Origin of the sequence: Streptomyces sp. XM4193 (assembly GCF_023072595.1) — a bacterium.
In the GTDB taxonomy this organism is placed as follows: domain Bacteria; phylum Actinomycetota; class Actinomycetes; order Streptomycetales; family Streptomycetaceae; genus Streptomyces.
Genome location: NZ_JALLGK010000001.1, coordinates 1,532,836 through 1,549,283, shown reverse-complemented (window position 1 = coordinate 1,549,283; position 16,448 = coordinate 1,532,836). Strand labels below are relative to the sequence as shown.

At 72.5% G+C, this 16,448-nt stretch carries 17 protein-coding genes; 4 read left to right on the top strand and 13 right to left on the bottom strand.

The window, feature by feature from the left end:
* Window positions 1–59: 59 nt before the first annotated feature.
* The gene (locus tag MTQ01_RS06525) at window positions 60–1,022 is read right to left on the bottom strand and encodes a beta-ketoacyl synthase N-terminal-like domain-containing protein (RefSeq protein ID WP_247487344.1); all 963 of its coding nucleotides are present in this window, start codon (window positions 1,020–1,022) and stop codon (window positions 60–62) included.
* On the bottom strand, window positions 1,019–2,164 hold the full coding sequence (locus tag MTQ01_RS06520; RefSeq protein WP_247487342.1) for a beta-ketoacyl synthase N-terminal-like domain-containing protein: 1,146 nt from the start codon (window positions 2,162–2,164) through the stop codon (window positions 1,019–1,021). The genes MTQ01_RS06525 and MTQ01_RS06520 overlap by 4 nt, the downstream gene beginning before the upstream one ends.
* A gap of 300 nt (window positions 2,165–2,464) precedes the next feature.
* Between MTQ01_RS06520 and MTQ01_RS06515 the strand changes: the two genes are divergently transcribed.
* The gene (locus MTQ01_RS06515; protein ID WP_247487340.1) at window positions 2,465–3,070 is read left to right on the top strand and encodes a hypothetical protein; all 606 of its coding nucleotides are present in this window, start codon (window positions 2,465–2,467) and stop codon (window positions 3,068–3,070) included.
* 42 nt (window positions 3,071–3,112) lie between these two features.
* Here the strand turns inward: MTQ01_RS06515 and MTQ01_RS06510 are convergent, their stop codons facing one another.
* The 3 genes from MTQ01_RS06510 to MTQ01_RS06500 form a co-directional block, all read right to left on the bottom strand.
* A complete protein-coding gene (locus MTQ01_RS06510; RefSeq protein ID WP_247487338.1) occupies window positions 3,113–3,475 on the bottom strand; it encodes a VOC family protein in 363 nt (120 codons plus the stop codon).
* A 485-nt stretch (window positions 3,476–3,960) separates the two neighbouring features.
* Entirely contained in the window at window positions 3,961–5,238 is a 1,278-nt protein-coding gene (locus MTQ01_RS06505; protein WP_247487336.1) for an Ig-like domain-containing protein, read from the bottom strand.
* Between the two features lie 272 nt (window positions 5,239–5,510).
* The gene (locus tag MTQ01_RS06500; RefSeq protein ID WP_247487334.1) at window positions 5,511–5,951 is read right to left on the bottom strand and encodes a hypothetical protein; all 441 of its coding nucleotides are present in this window, start codon (window positions 5,949–5,951) and stop codon (window positions 5,511–5,513) included.
* A gap of 114 nt (window positions 5,952–6,065) precedes the next feature.
* Between MTQ01_RS06500 and MTQ01_RS06495 the strand changes: the two genes are divergently transcribed.
* Window positions 6,066–6,428, top strand: a complete 363-nt coding sequence (locus MTQ01_RS06495) for a hypothetical protein (RefSeq protein WP_247487333.1) — start codon at window positions 6,066–6,068, stop codon at window positions 6,426–6,428.
* A 127-nt stretch (window positions 6,429–6,555) separates the two neighbouring features.
* Here the strand turns inward: MTQ01_RS06495 and hutH are convergent, their stop codons facing one another.
* The 4 genes from hutH to MTQ01_RS06475 all read right to left on the bottom strand — a co-directional run bounded on the left by hutH (window position 6,556) and on the right by MTQ01_RS06475 (window position 9,850).
* The gene (gene hutH, locus MTQ01_RS06490; RefSeq protein WP_247487330.1) at window positions 6,556–8,127 is read right to left on the bottom strand and encodes a histidine ammonia-lyase; all 1,572 of its coding nucleotides are present in this window, start codon (window positions 8,125–8,127) and stop codon (window positions 6,556–6,558) included.
* A 357-nt stretch (window positions 8,128–8,484) separates the two neighbouring features.
* Window positions 8,485–8,676, bottom strand: coding sequence for a DUF397 domain-containing protein (locus tag MTQ01_RS06485; protein ID WP_247487328.1), 192 nt, complete (start codon window positions 8,674–8,676; stop codon window positions 8,485–8,487).
* A gap of 107 nt (window positions 8,677–8,783) precedes the next feature.
* Window positions 8,784–8,975: a DUF397 domain-containing protein gene (locus MTQ01_RS06480; RefSeq protein WP_247487325.1), complete on the bottom strand. Its 192-nt coding sequence runs from the start codon at window positions 8,973–8,975 to the stop codon at window positions 8,784–8,786.
* Window positions 8,972–9,850, bottom strand: coding sequence for a helix-turn-helix transcriptional regulator (locus MTQ01_RS06475; RefSeq protein WP_247487323.1), 879 nt, complete (start codon window positions 9,848–9,850; stop codon window positions 8,972–8,974). Before MTQ01_RS06475 ends, MTQ01_RS06480 begins: the two co-directional genes overlap by 4 nt.
* 171 nt (window positions 9,851–10,021) lie before the next feature.
* Here MTQ01_RS06475 and MTQ01_RS06470 point away from each other — a divergent pair, with 171 nt between their 5' ends.
* Complete coding sequence (locus tag MTQ01_RS06470; protein WP_247487320.1) at window positions 10,022–10,465, top strand: ATP-binding protein; 444 nt, start codon at window positions 10,022–10,024, stop codon at window positions 10,463–10,465.
* A 162-nt stretch (window positions 10,466–10,627) separates the two neighbouring features.
* A complete protein-coding gene (locus MTQ01_RS06465) occupies window positions 10,628–11,260 on the top strand; it encodes a hypothetical protein (RefSeq protein WP_247487318.1) in 633 nt (210 codons plus the stop codon).
* Window positions 11,261–11,448: 188 nt separating this feature from the next.
* On the opposite strand, the gene MTQ01_RS06460 is transcribed toward MTQ01_RS06465, so the two are convergent.
* The 4 genes from MTQ01_RS06460 to MTQ01_RS06445 form a co-directional block, all read right to left on the bottom strand.
* Window positions 11,449–12,567, bottom strand: a complete 1,119-nt coding sequence (locus MTQ01_RS06460) for a diguanylate cyclase domain-containing protein (protein WP_247487316.1) — start codon at window positions 12,565–12,567, stop codon at window positions 11,449–11,451.
* Window positions 12,568–12,844: 277 nt separating this feature from the next.
* On the bottom strand, window positions 12,845–13,651 hold the full coding sequence (locus MTQ01_RS06455; protein WP_247487314.1) for an enoyl-CoA hydratase/isomerase family protein: 807 nt from the start codon (window positions 13,649–13,651) through the stop codon (window positions 12,845–12,847).
* A gap of 215 nt (window positions 13,652–13,866) precedes the next feature.
* A complete protein-coding gene (locus tag MTQ01_RS06450) occupies window positions 13,867–15,201 on the bottom strand; it encodes an adenylate/guanylate cyclase domain-containing protein (protein ID WP_374207615.1) in 1,335 nt (444 codons plus the stop codon).
* Window positions 15,202–15,381: 180 nt separating this feature from the next.
* The gene (locus tag MTQ01_RS06445) at window positions 15,382–16,338 is read right to left on the bottom strand and encodes a biotin--[acetyl-CoA-carboxylase] ligase (protein ID WP_247487312.1); all 957 of its coding nucleotides are present in this window, start codon (window positions 16,336–16,338) and stop codon (window positions 15,382–15,384) included.
* Between the last annotated feature and the right edge of the window lie 110 nt (window positions 16,339–16,448).

Genomic DNA, 16,448 nt, shown 5'->3' with positions numbered 1-16,448 from the left:
GTGCGGCCCCGTACGGGCCCGCACCCCCGCGGAGCCCGAACCGGTCGGCCCGGGCCGGGTCAACCGGCCGGCGTCAGCACCAGTCCTGCCGTGGCGTCGCGGGCGTCGTCACCCGCCGTCGTGTACACGGCGCCGGTCGCGCCCCCGTCGAACGCGCCGACGGCGGCGACGCACTGGAGCACCCCGAGCGCACCCGAGGACGGGCCCCAGGCCGAAGTGAGGTCGTACCGGGGCACGCCCGGCAGCACCCCGTCGGGCGCCGCGGGGCCGGGCACGTGCCACGCCGCGGGCTCCCTCGGCTCCAGTTCCGCGAGCGCCGCGAGGCAGTCGGCGATCCCGGCTCCGCGCGCGTGGCCGCCGATACGGGCGCGCACCCGGGCCCCGCGCGCGGCAGCCGCGGAGGCGTCCTCGACGACCAGCGCCACCGCGCCGTCCAGCGGAGCCGCACCGTCGGCGAGCGTCCGGGTCGGCTCGGTGTCCGGTTCGACGCCGATGATCAGCGCGCGCCGCAGTCTGCCGGTGCGCAGCATCGTCGCGGCCCAACGCACCGTGTCCGCACCGGAGGTGGAACCGTTGCAGATCATCAGGTTGGGCCCGCGCAGTCCGTGCCGGATGGCGACGGAGGAGGCGACGACGTTGCAGGAGACCCGGGGCAGGTCCATCGGGCTCAGATCGTCGGTGGTGCCGCTGCGCAGGGTGTCGACGACGCGCACCACGGTGTCCAGGTTGCCGGTGTTGGAGCTGGCGAGCACCCCGACGCTCTCCGCCGGGACGGTGAGCGTGCCATCGGCGAGAAGCCCGCTGTCGGTGAGGGCGAACTCGGTGGCGCAGTAGGCGAGTTGAGTGGCCCGGTCCTTGTAGCGCAGTCCGCGGTAGCCGCCGATGCCGCGCAGCAGTTGCACGGTGTCGACGGGGCCGGCGTCCTTCGGCCGTCCCTGGGGCACCGCCTCGGGCCGGTCGGCCCCGGGGAGTACGACACCGGCGCCGGTGATCACGACCGACCGGTACGCGTGACTTCTCATCGGTTTGCCGCCTCCAGTACCGCCACGGTGTTCATTCCCCCGAAGCCCAGCGCGTTCACCTGGGCCACGGCGACCTCACGACGTGCCGCACCACCGGTGACGATCCGGAAGCCGGCCGCCTCCTCCACCGGTTCGTCCAGCCCCACCACCGGTGGCACCACCGCGTCCCGCATCGACAGCACGGCGCTGACCACTCCCATCACGCCCGAGGCGCCCCCGGTGTGACCGGTCATCGACTTGATCGCGGTCATCAGCGGCACTCCGGCGTCGATGCCGAACACCGACCGGGTGGCGAGCGCCTCGGTCTCGTCGTTGAGCAGGGTCGCGGTGCCGTGCAGCATCACCAGATCGATGTCCGAGGGCACCACCCCGGCCGCACTGTGGGCCCGTCTCATCACCTCCGCGAACCCGTCCGGACTCGGCGCGGTGTCGTGCTGCGCGTCGCAGCCCACCTCCACCGACCGCAGTCGGCACAGCGGCGCACGGTCGACGCGGTCGTCGCGGGTGAGCACCACAGCGGCGGCGCCCTCGCCCATCATCACCCCGGCCCGGTTGCGGTCGAAGGGCTGCATGCGCTCCGGCGCGACGGGGTGGACCCGCTCCATGACGCCGGACATGCTCTCCGTCAGCACGTCCACCCCCGCGACCACGACCGAGTCGGCCTGGTCGGTGGCGAGCAGATCGGCGGCGAGGGCGAGCGCGTAGACGGAGGCCGCGCAGGCGTTGGCGACGGTGTGGGTGTCGGTGGCGCCGAAGCGTTCCCGCATGGCGATGCCGAAGTGCAGGTCGTCCGCGGTGAGTTCACCGAGACCGTGCCGGTCGCGCCAGTGCAGCTCCGCGGTGCGCGACTCGCGCAGTCCGCTGCCGATGAGGATCGGCACCTCGCTCAGGTCGCTCCCGAGCCCCGCCTGCGTCGCGGCCTGTTCGACCACGTCGGCGACGAAGGCGCCGGCCCGGCCCGGCACGTCCTCGCCGTTGGGATGGTCGTGGATCTGGTACGCGTACTGCCCCCGGTACGGCTTGGGGCTGATGCCGGACAGCTCGCGCAGTCCGCTGCGTCCCGCGCACAACCCGGCGAACATCTCGTCCGCGTCCGCCCCCACCGCGGAAGTCGCACCGATCCCGGACACTGCCCAATTCATGAAGCCCCCCGTCAGCCTTCAGCACTGGCCACTGCTGAGTTCGCCATGCTCGTCGCCGAAAGGAGGGCGGTCCAACGGTTGTTGCAGAAAGATGCACGGCTTGTGACAGATGTCTGTCCGCGTCCACAGCCGGGTGGACACATGGCGTGCGGGACCCACCTGAGCTGGGGAGATCCCGTCCCGTCGCCCGCCGGGCGCAAGCTCGCGGTCCCGTACCGCACCGGCCGGGGGGCCGACCGGCGCCGGCCCGCCCGACAGCCCGGCAGCGCCCTCGCTCGGGCCGGCTGCCAGCATGGCGCCATGCTCTCTCTCAAAGCGCTGCCGGAGGTGCCGCGCTGGGTGGTGCTGACGGCGCACGCGGTGCCGCTGGTCTGCCTGCCGTCGGCGCTGTGGCGGCTCGCGTTCGCCGCGGGGCTGCCGGTGACCCGGCTTCAACTGACCGACGCCGCACAGGTTCTGTACGTGCTGCTGCTGGCGGTGGTCTCGGAGGGGCTCGCGCTGCTGACCCTGGGCCTGGTGCAGCGGTGGGGCGAGGTCTTCCCGCGCTGGATGCCGCTGCTGGGCGGACGCCGGGTGCCGCCGCTGCCCGCGACGGCCGCGGCACTGCTCGGAGCCGCGGCGCTGGCCGTGCTGCTCGCCCGCGTCTTCCACAGCAATCTCACCGAGGTCGGCCAGGACGGCATCGGCACACCGGCGCAGTTCGCGCTCATGCTGGTCTGCTACATCCCGATGCTGGCCTGGCCACCGCTGCTGGCCGTGGTCGCCGTCGCCTACCACCGGCGCCGGGTAGGCCCCCGCGCCGGAACCGGGCCCCGGCGGACGGACGGTCCGCCGCCCGGCACACCGACCGCGTCGGCCGACTCACCCAGCGGGCCGGCCGACTCCCCCGGCCCGTCCGGGAGTTGAACGTCGCCGGCGCACCGGGCGCCGGCGACGGGCGCTCCCGCCCTACCACTCCGCCAGAGCGAACGGGTGCCCCTCGGGGTCGGCGAAGGTGCGCGTCGAGTCCTCGGACTCGATGTCGAGCGGCTGCCCGCCGAGACTGACGATCTCGCGCTCCGCGGCGTCCACATCGGCGACGGCGAGACGGATCTCGGGGCCGGTGGCGCCGGCCTGCGGCCAGACGGGCGGCACCATCTGCTCGTTGCGCCGGATCAGCAACTGAACGCCCTGCGGCTGGACGACGCGCAGATGGGCGAGGTCGGGCTGCACCTGTATCTCGGCACCGCCGAGCAACGCGGCGTAGAACTGCGCGAGTTGCTCCGGCTCCCTGGAGTCCAGCACCAGCAAGAGTGCCCTGCTGTCGGTCATGGTGTCACTCGCCTCCGGTTCTGCTGCGGTGGCACGGAACCCGGCCCGCCGCCGTCGCGAGAGGTGGCGACCGGGCGCCGCATGTCCTCCCTGCGACCTACCCCTGCCGACCCGCCGTACGCCTGCCGGCGGCGACTGCCGGCCCTCGCCCCCGGGACACCGGGCGCGGACCGAACTCTCCTCCCGCGAAAGCGCGTTGACGGCCGGTCACGCCCACCGCCCGGGCGCGTTCCGCGGGGCCGTACGGGCACACGCACGCGACCGCGGGCGGTACGGGCCGGGCGCACACGCCGTACAGGCCGGGCGGCGCCCACGACGACGAGGCAGCGCACGACGCACCCGAGGCCGTCACGACGACGTCACCCCGCCGACGGCCTTCCGGCCGAACGACGGGGTGACGGATGCGGAGCCGGACGCGCGCCCCGGCGGGGCGTCGCGGAGCGCGGACGGCCGCCTCTCCAGGAGAGGGCCGCGCCTGCGGAGGGTCAGACGGCGGAGCCGGCCTTCCACTTGTCCCAGGACATGTTCCAGCCGTTCAGGCCGTTGTCGGGGGCGATGGTCTTGTCGGCGGAGTTCTTGACGGTGACGACGTCGCCGAGCATGGACTCCTTGTAGAACCAGTAGCCGTCGGCGCCCTTGTCGTTGCCGCCCTTGACGTCCTTGAGGCCGACGCAGCCGTGGCTGGCGTTGCCCGAACCGAAGGGCGCGCCCCAGTAGTTGCCGTGGATGAAGGTGCCGGAGGTGGACAGGCGCATCGCGTGCGGCACGTCCGGGATGTCGTACTCGCCCTCGCCGTCGTCATCGGTGAAGCCGACGGTGGCGCCGTTCATCCGGGTCTTCTTGAACCGCTCGGAGATGACCATCTGGCCGTTCCAGGTGGGGCTCTCGTCGGAACCGGCGGAGATCGGGATCTTCTTGATCGTCTTGCCGTCGCGGACCACGGTCATCTGGTGGCTCTTGGCGTCGACGGTGCTGACCTGCGAGCGGCCGACGGTGAAGCTGAAGCTGCGGTCCTGGACACCGGTGACGTTCTCGGAGCCCTTGACGCCGTCGAGCGCCATCTTGACGTCGACCTTGGAGCCGCTCTTCCAGTACTCCTGCGGGCGGAAGTCCAGACGCCGCTCGTTGAACCAGTGGCCGACGATCTCCTGCCCGCCGGAGCTGCTGACCTGGATCGCGGTCTGCACTTCCTTGCGGTTGGTGATCGGCTTGTCGAAGTTGATGGAGACCGGCATGCCCACGCCGACCGTGGAGCCGTCCTCGGGGGTGAAGTGGCCGATGAAGCTGTTGGCCTGCGAGACGGTGGTGAAGGTGGAGTTGTTGGTGGTCTCCCGGCCCTTGCCGTCCTCGGCGACGGCCTCGATGCGGTACTCGGTGGCGCGCTGGAGCGCACCGGAGGGAGCCCAGCTGGCACCGTCGGCGGATATCTCGCCCTCGACGGCGGTGCCGTCCTTGACGGCGGTCATGGTGACCTTGTCGAGCTTGCCCCCCTTGACGCTGACCTTGGCGTCGCTGTTGATGCCGACGTTGTCCGCGCCGTTCTTCGGGGCGATGGCGATCTCGGCGGCGGAGCTTTCCTTGTCCCCGCCCTGCTTGCCGGCCTCCGTCTCCGAGGAGTCCCCCTTGGAGCCGTTCTTCTTGTCGTCGTCACTGCCGCTGTCGCCGCCTCCGCACGCGGTGAGCACGAGTGCTCCACCCAGCAGTGCGGCGGTCACCGCGAGCGCGTTGCGGTGCTTGCTGGCAGTCTTCACACGCTTCTCCATCACTCCGAGCCCCTGAGTCCCCTGGGTCGCGCTCCCGCTCGAAACGGGCAGGCGACATCACAGTTCTACGTAAGAGAACGCGATGCAGCTGTGGTGCGTTCCACCCCGAATTGCACTGTGGGCCAAAACACTAGCGGCCACCGGCTTCACCGAGCGACCCTCACGACGGAAACCGACAGGCCGGAACAGATTTGAGGCCTGTTCGAGACCGGATGCGACAGAACTGCTTCGCGCACACGGCAGTTCACGATCGACGACATATCAGTTTCGCGCTAGATGTCTTCATTGTCTGATTTGCCCTTATGTCCCTCGGAGGCATTTCGCGCTTCAGTCGGACCCCCGTCCGAGCCACCCCCGAAGTCCTCGTCGAACCGGTCGGCGAAGCCGTCCGCGTCCTCGAACCAGGCGCTGCCGGCGAGGTCGCGAGCGGCCGACCCGTCCAGCATCTCGCTGCTCCAGGACGCCTGCGCCAGCTCGACGCCCGGGGCGCCGTCGACCAGCCTGATCGGATCGACGAGCTGTGCGACCGCCTCCGCAGCGCCTTCGAGCCCGTCACCGACCGCACCGAGGGTCGCGCCGCGCTGCTCACCGGGGAGCACGTCCTCCTGCTCCACGTGCTCGGCTGCCGCACCCATCAGGGCGTCGACGTCGGACACTTCGAGCACCATTTCCACCTGAAGTCGTACATAGCTGGACACACCTTGGCTCGTCATGCCACGGAGGCTAGGGGGCGGCGGAATCCCGACTTCCGCACGACCCGCCGCGATCGTTAACATCGGCCTGCGCAACGCCGATTCGCCGTCTGACCACTCGAAGGGTTGCCCCTCGTGGCCGCACACCACCGCCCTCTGACGACCGCCGTGATAGCAGGGGGCGTCCTCTGCGCGCTGTGGTTCGTCCCCACGGCGAACGCCTCGTACGACAGGGTCGAAACCGCCCCCCAGTCGACGGTGCGCACCGCACAGCACGCGGAGGCGGACGAGGCGGACGGCTCCTACGTCACCGTCGAGCCGGCCGACGGCGAAGCGGGCGGCGCCGGCACCGCCCCGCAGCCCGAACACGACCCGCGACTGGCCGACACCGGCGGCGTCGACACCACCCCCTACCTGACCGGCGGCCTGGCGTTCCTGGCCGTGGGTGCGGGTCTGGTGGCGCACTCGGTCCGCCACCAGACCCGCACCGCCGCCTGATCCACGGGCCGGTCCGGCCGTGCGCGAAGGCGCCGGTCACCGGCCCACCGCGGGTCACCGGCGGCGACAGCGGCCGGGGCGGAGAGCCGGCGGGGCCCGGTCGCCTCGGCCCAGGTGCCCGGTCGCCTCAGCCCAGGGGCCCGGTCACCGACTCCGCCGCCGCGACGAGACCGCCACCGCGTACGAACGCCTCGGCCGCCGCGAGGTCCGGCGCCAGGAAACGGTCCCCGCCGGCCCCGCCCACGCCCGCGGCGCGAGCGGCGTCCACCACCGCCCGTCCGGCCGGCGAGACCGCATCCGCGCCCCCGCCCGCGCCGGCGGCCTCCGCGCGCAGCTCCAACGCCCTTGCGGCGGCGTACAGTTCGACCGCCACCACCCGGGTCAGGCCGTCCACAGCGGTACGCAGCTTGCGGGCCGCGGACCAGCCCATCGAGACGTGGTCCTCCTGCATCGCGGAGGACGGGATGGAGTCCACCGAGGCCGGCGCGGCGAGGCGCTTGAGCTCGCTGACGAGCGCGGCCTGCGTGTACTGGGCGATCATCAGCCCCGAGTCGACACCCGCGTCCTGCGCGAGGAACGGCGGCAGCCCGTGCGAACGGTTGCGGTCCAGCAGCCGGTCCGTGCGGCGCTCGGCGATGGAGGCCAGGTCCGCGGCGGCGATGGCGAGGAAGTCGAGCACATAGGCGACCGGGGCGCCGTGGAAGTTGCCGTTGGACTCGACGCGGCCGTCCGCCAGCACGACCGGGTTGTCCACGGAGGCGGCCAGCTCGCGTTCGGCGACCTGCCGCGCATGCGCGAGGGTGTCCCGCCCGGCACCCGCGACCTGCGGCGCACACCGCACCGAGTAGGCGTCCTGGACCCGCGGGGCGTCGTCCTGGTGGTGCCCGGTGAGCCCCGAACCCGCAAGCACCTTCAGCATGTTGGCCGCACTGGTCGCCTGCCCCGGATGCGGGCGCACGGCGTGCAGTTCGGGCGCCAGTACGCGCTCGGTGCCGAGCAGCGCCTCCAGACTGAGCGCCGCGGTGATGTCGGCGGCGGTGTGCAGGGCGGCGAGGTCGGCACAGGCCATCACCAGCATGCCGAGCATGCCGTCGGTGCCGTTGAGCAGCGCCAGCCCCTCCTTCTCGCGCAGCTCCACCGGGGCGATGCCGTGCTCGGCGAGCAACTCTCCCGCGGGACGCACCCGGCCGTCCGGGCCCTCGGCGTCGCCCTCGCCGAGGAGGGTCATGGCGCAGTGCGAGAGCGGCGCGAGGTCGCCGGAGCAGCCGAGCGACCCGTACTCGTGCACCACCGGGGTGATCCCGGCGTTCAGCACCTCGGCCATGGTCCGCAGCACCTCGGGACGCACTCCGGTGTGGCCCGAGGCGACGGTCTTCAGCCGCAGGAACATCAGCGCCCGCACCACCTCGCGCTCCACCCGCGGGCCCATGCCGGCGGCGTGCGAGCGCACGATGTTGCGCTGGAGCCGCGCCCGCAGCTCGGGGCTGATGTGCCGGACGGCGAGCGCGCCGAAACCGGTGGAGACGCCGTACACGGGCTCGGGCCGGGCCGCGAGGTCCTCGATGAACCGGCGCGCGGCGCCCACGCGCTCCAGCGCCTGCTCGGACAGCTCGATCCGGGCGCCGCCACGGGCGACGGCGAGTACGTCCTCGGCGGTCACGCCGTCCGATCCGACGACGACGGTGCTCTGCATATCCATATTCAGGCACCCTAGAGAGTGAATCCCGGTCTGTCACGAGGTGGCTCGCAGACGGGCTCGCGGCAACGCACACGGCGGGGACGGCGCAGGCGGGTGGGCAGTGCACCGGACCTCAGAGCCGGCCGACGTCGTACCGACCCGCGACGGTGCCGCGACGGTGCTTGGCTGCGGCCCGGAGTCGATCGCCGACGATCGACGAGCACGGCAGCAGCCGACGAGCACGGGCGCGAACGTGGACACGGTCGCTGGTTTCGACGCCCGAGCAGCCGGGCGAGCGGCCTCGCCGGGTGAGCGCGCGAAGGGGTGGCCGCGTGGGCGGCCACCCCTTGGGAGAACTCGTATATGGCGTCCGGCAGTTCAGCTCGCGGACGCGAACCGGACGAAGTCGTCCCAGCCATCGCGACCGACAGCAAACGACGGACGAGTCAGACCCTTGGAATCCCGCACATGGACAACCAGTTGAGCCACCGCGACCTCCACACAGCTGTCGCCCTGGCTGCCGCTGTAACTGGACTTGAACCAGGCAAGTTCGTTCGTGCCGCTTGTCATAGCTCTCCTCGCAACCGCTCCAGCAGGACCCGGGGCTCCCCAGGCTTCAGGGGCGGCTGTGCAGGCGGCCACCCTGGTAGAGCAACTTGCAGGTGCTGCCCGGCAGTTCAGCTCGTGGACGCGAACCGGATGAACTCGTCCCAGCCATCACGACCGACAGCGAACGCCGGACGAGTCAGATCCTTCGAGTCCCGTACATGGACGGCCAGTTGAGCCATCGCAACCTCTACGCAGCTGTCGCCCTGACTGCCGCTGTAACTGGACTTGAACCAGGCAAGTTCGTTCGTGTCGCTTGTCATAGCTCTCCTCGCAATCGCTCCAGCAGGACCCGGGAGTCCACTGGATTGAGGGCCTGCGAGCGCAGTGTTTCATAACGCTGACAGACGAGGCTGACCTCTTTTCGGTCGGAAATCAGACGGCCGTTCTGCTGCCCTTCGGAGTATCCGAGTCGGCGCCCCTCCGGCGTCTCCAGCACCTGCACCGGCCCGTCCAGGCAGGCGTGCAACCCAGCTGCCAGGGGCACCACTTGGAGTGTCACGTTGCGTGGGGCGCTGCGTTCCAGGACATGGTCGTACAGCTCCCGCATCGCCGCCACGTCGCCGAAGCGCCGCCGGAAGACGTGCTCCTCCACGATGAAGCTGAACGGCACGGTCGGCCGGTCCCGCAATATCGTCTGCCGCTCCATCCGGACGCTGAGCTGCGCCTCCAGATGTTCGTCCGTGTGCAGCGGAATGGTGCCCTCGAACACTGCCCTCGCGTATGCCTCGGACTGCAACAGCCCCGGGACCAGCCGACATTCGTACGTGCACAGGCTCAGTGCCTCCCGCTCCAGCCGGGCCCAGCGGCGGAACCAGGCGGCCAGGCCCGCCTCACCGCGCGTGAGGTGGCGGGCGGCCTTGCGCAGCGCTCCCGTGTTGCCGGTCGCCTCCTCGCCGCGTTCGACGAACGCCTCGTCCGGCATACGGCGTCCCAACTCCACCGATTCCACAGTGTGTTTGGAGTAGCGGACACGGTCGCCGAACTCGGTCCGGCTGAGGCCGGAGTGCTCCCGCAGCGCCTGCACGACCGCCCCGAACGTGCGCAGACTGTCCGACGGCCCCGGTTCTCGTTCCCACTCCCCCGCGTCCGTCCGCACACCGCCGACTCCGGTTGCGTCCCCATCGACACTGACCATTCGCCGCCCCTTTCCCTGCCGTGCCGCGACGAGCGCGCCATGCGCTCCGCACCCACAGCTCACGGTGAACGACTTAGACGCGTACTGTCCACCCAGCGTGCCCGTACGCTGACTCCGCGTACGGGGCGCGGCGCTCGATTCCGTCCGCTCACGGGCGCCAGGCTGACGCCCATGCACCACACCCGCGTACAACTCGACGCCCACACCCGCACGTTCAGCCAGCTGCTGTCCTCCACCCGGCGCGGCGCCCGCCTCGCCCGCCTGATCGGAACAGCCGAACTGCGTTCCTGGGACGTCCCGTTCGAGCTGTACGCCCGCGCGGAGTCGGTGATCGCCGAACTCGCCGCCAACGCCGCCTTCCACGGCCGGGTACCCGGCCGCAGCTTCCGCCTCACCCTCCGCTTCACGCCGCCGGCCGGCCCTCTCCGGATCGAAGTCACCGACGCCCGCGGCGACTTGCAACCCCGACCGCGCCCCACCCCGGCCGACACCGACGAACCGGCCTCGACCGGCCGCGGACTCGCCCTCGTCACCGCCCTCACCGACCACTGGGACACCGTCCCCCACCCACCAGGCGGCAAGACCGTACGGGCCACCCTCACCCTCCTCACCTGACCCCTGGGCGGCACCAGCGTCCGCCCTCTCTCATGCGGAGGGATCAGACCGACGTGGCCGACGCTGCACTCCGCCGTTTCGGGAGGAGCAGGGGAAGCGGCTGTCGAGCGAATCGCGCGCATCAGACTGTCTGTACATCCATGGCACCAAAGGGAGTTGAGCGTGAGCGAGCGGGACTTGGCGCTGACCGAGCGGGTGACGGCGGCGCTGGCGCACGGCGAGACGCTGGTCGCCCGGCACCAGGCCGGGCCGGGCAATCTGAAGCCCGGACCGCGTTTCTGGCAGCGTCCCCGGGTCTTCCCCGGACAGCGCATGCCGGGCGACCGACTGGCCAACCTCGGCCTCGGACTGCTTCGGGTCGTGGGAGCTCCCCTGAACGTCCTCGAAGCGATCATGGAGCGGCTGATGTGGAACGACGAGCCCAGAAAGGGCGCGGTGTCGGGCGGCTGGGAGAGCGAGGCGGGCCGACTGGCTCTCGCGATGCGCCCGCGCTCCCGCACCGGGGTGAGCCTGAACCTGGTCGTGACCAACTCCCACTACCGCCTGGCGTACGTGCAGACCGCGCAGATCGGCAGCCGGGTCGGTTCCGCGACGGAGTGCGGATGGGCGGCCGACCTCAGCCGGATCAGCTGGGTGCGCGACCGCAGCGACATCAGGGGCGGGATGCACGAGATCGGTTTCCCGGACGGCTCCTGGATGACGCTCACCCTCGCCGCACCCGGCTGGAGCGGGTTCGTCAAGGCCCTGCCCGCACCCAAACTGGGTCACCGCGACCCGCTGCCGGCCGGCAGGTAGCCGGGCCCCGACGGACACGGTCACGGCCCCCACGCACCTGACCCGCGTCGTCGACCCGGTACGTCGGTTGAGTCGGGCGCCGGGTGAGACGCCGGCGTACGACCTGCGGTCCGTTCCGGCCGGGGGTCGCACGGGCCTCGCGGGCCCTGTGGGCCGTCCCGGCCGGGGCCGTACGGCCCCGAACGGCGTCAGCGGCGGCGGAAGCGGCGGCGGTCGCCGGAGGGCGGGCGGGGCGCGTCGGCCAGTGCCGCGATCTCCCGGCCGGCCACCACGGGCCCCGCCGCCCGGGCGGCCTTGGCGCGGTACTGCGCCGCGTCGGCCAACCGCAGCAGCCGGCGGCCGGACCGCACCCGCCCGATCGGGTCGCCGGTGGACGCCACCCCGCAGGCGACGCCCTCTCCGATCGTCAACTCGACCGCGCGGGCGCACAGTTCGGCGGCGGCCCGGACCACCTCGTCGGCCGGCGGGCCGACCGCGAGGAGACAGAACTCGTCGCCGCCCAGGCGCGCCGCCAGCGAACCGGGCAGCGCGGCGCCGCAGCGGGAGAGCAGCGAGCCGAAGCGCTCCAGCAGGCGGTCGCCGGCGGCGTGGCCGTACCGGTCGTTGACCCCCTTGAGCCCGTTGACGTCGCAGACGACGAGGCTCACCACCACCGACTCGTCCCGGGGTCCGCCGAGCACTTCCGCCAGCCGCTCGTCGACCGCCCTGCGGTTGCCGAGGCCGGTCAGCGGGTCGGTGAACGCCAGCCTGCGCACCTCGGCGAGCCGCTCGTGCTGGGCGATTCCGGCCGCCGCCACCCCGGCCAGCACTGTCGCGAACTCCGCGTCCGCGTGGGCGAACTCGGCCCCGCCGGCACCCCGCGCGACGTACAACTCGCCCCAGGCGCGCCCGTCCAGCACCAGTGGGGCGACGACGCAGCTGGTACGGCCGCGCCGGTGCAGCGCCGCCGAACGGTCGGAGGCCGCCCCGCCCGCGTGCTCCACCCAGGCGGGCGGCGCACTGACGACGGAGGTGGACGAATCGCACCCGGAACCGGGTTGTGAAGATTCGGTGATCTCGGGGAAGTCGTGGACGGGATAGGACTCGTCGACCGGGAACGGGACCTCGCCGGGCGCGAGATCACCGTCGTTGACCAACACCCGGAGCCGACCGCCGGCCCGGTCCCAGCGCGAGACGGCGGCGAAGTCCCCGCCCAGCGCACGACGCGCACCCGCGGCAGCCCGTGCGGCTGCCGCGGGAAGCGTGGGGGCGACGGCCATGGCCTGAGCGAGGGCCACGACGGCGTCGAGGTGCAACTCGTCCGACATCCTGTCCAGAATATGGCGATTTGCGCCTTCGTGCTCCGAGAGGTACGCGACGCGGCGCCGGGGTACGCCGTACGCCGACACCGGCCCCCACGGCCCCGGGCCCCGCGCGGGGCCCGGGCTCCGCACCCGCACACGCACCTCTACCCGGACGCGCACCTCCGCAGGCACTCGCCGCCACGCACCTCCGCCGGACACGCGCGACCGCAGGCCACCCGCCACCGCCAGACACGCGCCGCCACGCGCACGGGGTGCGGCGCGGGACGGCGCGACGGCGGGGTCACCTGCCGGGCCAGTCCGGCTTCCGCTTCTCGTTGAACGCCGCGACGCCCTCCGCCCGGTCGCCGGAGAAGGCAACCGAGCGCCAGGCGGCGTCCTCGACCTCCAGGCCGGTCCGCAGGTCCATGCCCCAGCCGAGCCGGAGGGCACGCTTGGCCGCACGCAGCCCGACCGGCGAGTTCGAGGCGATCCGCCGTCCGAGCGCGAGGGCGGCCGAGCGGTCCTGCCCCTCGTCGACCAACTCGTCGACCAGGCCGAGCCGTTGCGCCTCCGCCGCCTCAACCCGGCGGGCGGTGAAGACGAGTTCGGCGGCGCGCGCGGCGCCGACGCGACGCGGCAGCAGCTGCGTACCGCCGCCGCCGGGGATGACGCCGACCGAGACCTCCGGGAGCCCGACCACCGCGGTGGCGTCGGCGACGATCACATCGCAGGACAGCGCCAGCTCGAACCCGCCGCCGAGCGCGTACCCGTGCACCGCGGCAACGGTGGGCACGGGCAGCTCCAGCACACCGGTGTACGCGGCGCGCGCCACCGGGCGCTGCTGCCCCAACTCGGCGTCGCTGAAGGAGTTGCGCTCCTTGAGGTCGGCGCCGACGCAGAAGGCGCGCTCGCTGCTGGAGGTCACCACGACGGCCCGTACGTTCTCGTCCGCGCCCAGCTCGGCGCAGGCGTCGGCGATCGAGCGGGCCATCCCGGTGGACACGGCGTTCATCGCGCGGGGACGGTCGAGCACCAGCTCCGCCACATGTGTGCGCTCGCCCTGCTCCTCGTCGTACCTGACCTCGACGTACTCACCAAAGCGCGTCATCGCACCCTCCCAGTTAACGGTCGCTCACACCCTAGCCTTCGGCGACTCGCGGGGGTACGGAGCACACGTCCGACTCCGCCCGGGGGCCGGACCCGCTCCGACGAACTCACAGATTCCGTACGGGACTTGACCAGCTCTCCGAAAACGAAGAGCTGGTTCGGGACAGACAGGGAGGCGGACGGGGGTCGTCGGAGCCCGCCGAAGAGACGACCGGGTTACGGGCGTCGGGAGAGCAGCCAGGGCTCGACGACGCCCAGGCCGCGGACGGGACGCTGGTAGAGCGGGCGCATCGCGAAGCGGTACGCCTTGGACTCCTCCTCGCCGACCCACTGCGACTCGACCTCGGACTCCGGTGCCTCACCGGTCTCGGTGAGCTTCTCCCGCACCACACCGTCCACCAGAACGGTGTCCTTGGGCGCCATGGAGGTCAGCCGGCTGGCGAGGTTGACGGTCGTGCCGAAGACGTCGCCCATCCGCGTCGTGACGGTGCCGAAGGCGAGTCCGACGCGCAGCTCGGGCATGGTCTCGTCGCCCGCCAGGGTCTCGATCATCCGCAGCCCGATCTCCGCGGCGGTGCCGGCGTCGTCCGCCACGTAGAGGACCTCGTCGCCCAGGGTCTTGATGAGCCGGCCGCCGTTGGCCGCGACCAGATCGGCCGCCGTGGTCTCGAACGCCTCGACCAGCTCGCCCAGTTCCTCCTCCTCCAGGCGGCGGGTGAGCCGGGTGAAGCCGACCAGGTCCGCGAAGCCCACGGCCAGCCTCCGGTCGACCATCTCCTCGTCGTCGGCGGCCTGGACCACACGTCCGGTGGCGGCGGCGAGCTGGCGGCGCCAGACGTAGACGAGGAACTCCTCCAGCTCCGGCAGGAGCAACTCGACCAGCGGGTAGGTGACTTCCATCCGGCTCATGCCCGGTTCCGGCTGGACGGTGAGCCCGGCGAGGAAGGAGTCGACCTGCCACTCGGCGAGCCGTGCGGTGGTCTGGCCGGTGGAGCGCGCGACCTGGATGGCCATCGCCTCGTTCAGCAGGCCCGCCTCGACGAGGCCGGCGAGGCGGCGCAGCGCGAGGACATCGGCCTCGGTGAGCGCGCGGGCCTGGCCGATGTCGGGGAAGCCCATCGCCCGCCAGAAGCGGGACGCCAGCTCCATCGGCACCCCGGCGGCCCTGGCGGCCTGGAAGGCGGTGTACTTGCGCTCGGCGTCGAGGATGAGCTCCTCGATCTTCAGGGCGTTGGGGTTGTCGCCGGGCATCAGCTCCCGGTCCGGAGCCTCGGCGGAGGCGGCCGGGCCGGGCCCGGCGACGGTGGAACCCGCGGGCTCGGAGCCGCGGTCCGGGGCCGCTTCGGCGGAGGAGGCCCCGCGCGGCTCTGCCTGCGGGTCGTCGCGACGGTCCGTGCGGGGGTGGGGAGCGTCGTCCGGGGTCGGTCCGGTGGCGCCGGGTGCCGACACCCGTCGAGCGCCGGAGGCGCCGTCTCCCGATTCGCCCCCTCGTCCGCCGCCCGATTCCGGGTCCGCGGCGTGCGGGGAGTTCTCCGGTTCGTTCGCGGTCACTGCCCGCCCCTTACCAGGTCCGTGCGCACTGCCCTTCCGTTCTCACTCCCACCGCGCCCGTCGCGCCGCGTACGGCCCCACGATACGGCAGCTGTGCCAAACCTCACCTGGCACGGTGCTGGACGCGTCGGCCGTTCCCCGGGCCCGGCCGCACGGCTGCGCTCCGGGGAACGGCGCCGGTCAGCCGCCCGGACGCAGATGGACGATGTCGCCCGCGTCGAGCGATTCCAGCACCCCGTCGCCGAGGTTGAGCACCAGACGACCGTCACCGTCGACGGCCACCGCCTCACCGACCAGATGGTTGCCGCCCGGCAGCTCCGCGCGGACCTGGCGGCCCAGGGTGGCGCAGCCCGCGGAGTACGTCTCCAGCAGACCGCAGGCCGCGGCGTCGCCCTCGGCGTCCCGCCACTTGCCGTACCACTCCTCGACCGAACGCAGCACCGCGCGCAGCAGCGGGTCGCGGTCGGTGTTCAGCGCGCCCGCGAGCCGGAGCGAACCGGCCTGCGGCACGGGGAGTTCGTCCGCGCGCAGGGTGACGTTGAGCCCGATGCCGAGGACGACGGCGCCGGTGTGCCGGTCGCCGATGCGCTCGGCGAGGATGCCGCCGATCTTGCGCTCCTCGCCGTCGACCGCGGCCAGCAGATCGTTCGGCCACTTCAGCGCGGTGTCCACGCCTGCGGTGCGCGCCAGCGCGGTGGCGGTGGCGACACCCGCCAGCAGCGGCATCCACCCGAGCCGGTGCGGTTCGATCTCGGGGCCCGGCCGCAGCACGACCGAGACGAAGATCCCGCTGCGGGCGGGCGCGTTCCAGCCCCGGTCGAGCCGGCCGCGTCCGGCGACCTGGCGCTCGGCGACCAGGACGGTGCCCTCCGCCACCCGCTCGTGCGCGAGGCGGCGTACGAGATCGGAGTTGGTGGAGCCGGTCTCCTCGACGATCTCCAGATCGCTCCACAGCCCTCCCGTTCGCGGGCCCTCACCGGCGGCGCCCGCGCGGGTGCCGCCGGAGAGCAGCGCACGGCGCAGGGCGGCGGCGTTCAGCGGGGGACGGTCGAGGTCCGTCCAGGGGCCCGGCGCGGTCGCTTCGGTCGGTTTGGCGGGCCCGGGACGCGGCCCATTCCCCGACGAGTTCGGCTTCATGCCTCAAGCCTAGGGTCCGCGGGTGTGGCCAACGCCGCATCAGCGAGACCTGCACACCGCCGTTACTGTTACGGGCCGGTAGTTCTCAAGGACGAGTAGGAGCCGCTCCC

Bases quoted from the DNA above. Each gene is read 5' to 3' on its own strand.
- MTQ01_RS06525 (WP_247487344.1), bottom strand. From the start codon at position 1,022: ATGAGAAGTCACGCGTACCGGTCGGTCGTGATCACCGGCGCCGGTGTC.
- MTQ01_RS06520 (WP_247487342.1), bottom strand. From the start codon at position 2,164: ATGAATTGGGCAGTGTCCGGGATCGGTGCGACTTCCGCGGTGGGGGCG.
- MTQ01_RS06515 (WP_247487340.1), top strand. From the start codon at position 2,465: ATGCTCTCTCTCAAAGCGCTGCCGGAGGTGCCGCGCTGGGTGGTGCTG.
- MTQ01_RS06510 (WP_247487338.1), bottom strand. From the start codon at position 3,475: ATGACCGACAGCAGGGCACTCTTGCTGGTGCTGGACTCCAGGGAGCCG.
- MTQ01_RS06505 (WP_247487336.1), bottom strand. From the start codon at position 5,238: ATGGAGAAGCGTGTGAAGACTGCCAGCAAGCACCGCAACGCGCTCGCG.
- MTQ01_RS06500 (WP_247487334.1), bottom strand. From the start codon at position 5,951: ATGACGAGCCAAGGTGTGTCCAGCTATGTACGACTTCAGGTGGAAATG.
- hutH (WP_247487330.1), bottom strand. From the start codon at position 8,127: ATGGATATGCAGAGCACCGTCGTCGTCGGATCGGACGGCGTGACCGCC.
- MTQ01_RS06485 (WP_247487328.1), bottom strand. From the start codon at position 8,676: ATGACAAGCGGCACGAACGAACTTGCCTGGTTCAAGTCCAGTTACAGC.
- MTQ01_RS06480 (WP_247487325.1), bottom strand. From the start codon at position 8,975: ATGACAAGCGACACGAACGAACTTGCCTGGTTCAAGTCCAGTTACAGC.
- MTQ01_RS06475 (WP_247487323.1), bottom strand. From the start codon at position 9,850: ATGGTCAGTGTCGATGGGGACGCAACCGGAGTCGGCGGTGTGCGGACG.
- MTQ01_RS06470 (WP_247487320.1), top strand. From the start codon at position 10,022: ATGCACCACACCCGCGTACAACTCGACGCCCACACCCGCACGTTCAGC.
- MTQ01_RS06460 (WP_247487316.1), bottom strand. From the start codon at position 12,567: ATGTCGGACGAGTTGCACCTCGACGCCGTCGTGGCCCTCGCTCAGGCC.
- MTQ01_RS06455 (WP_247487314.1), bottom strand. From the start codon at position 13,651: ATGACGCGCTTTGGTGAGTACGTCGAGGTCAGGTACGACGAGGAGCAG.
- MTQ01_RS06445 (WP_247487312.1), bottom strand. From the start codon at position 16,338: ATGAAGCCGAACTCGTCGGGGAATGGGCCGCGTCCCGGGCCCGCCAAA.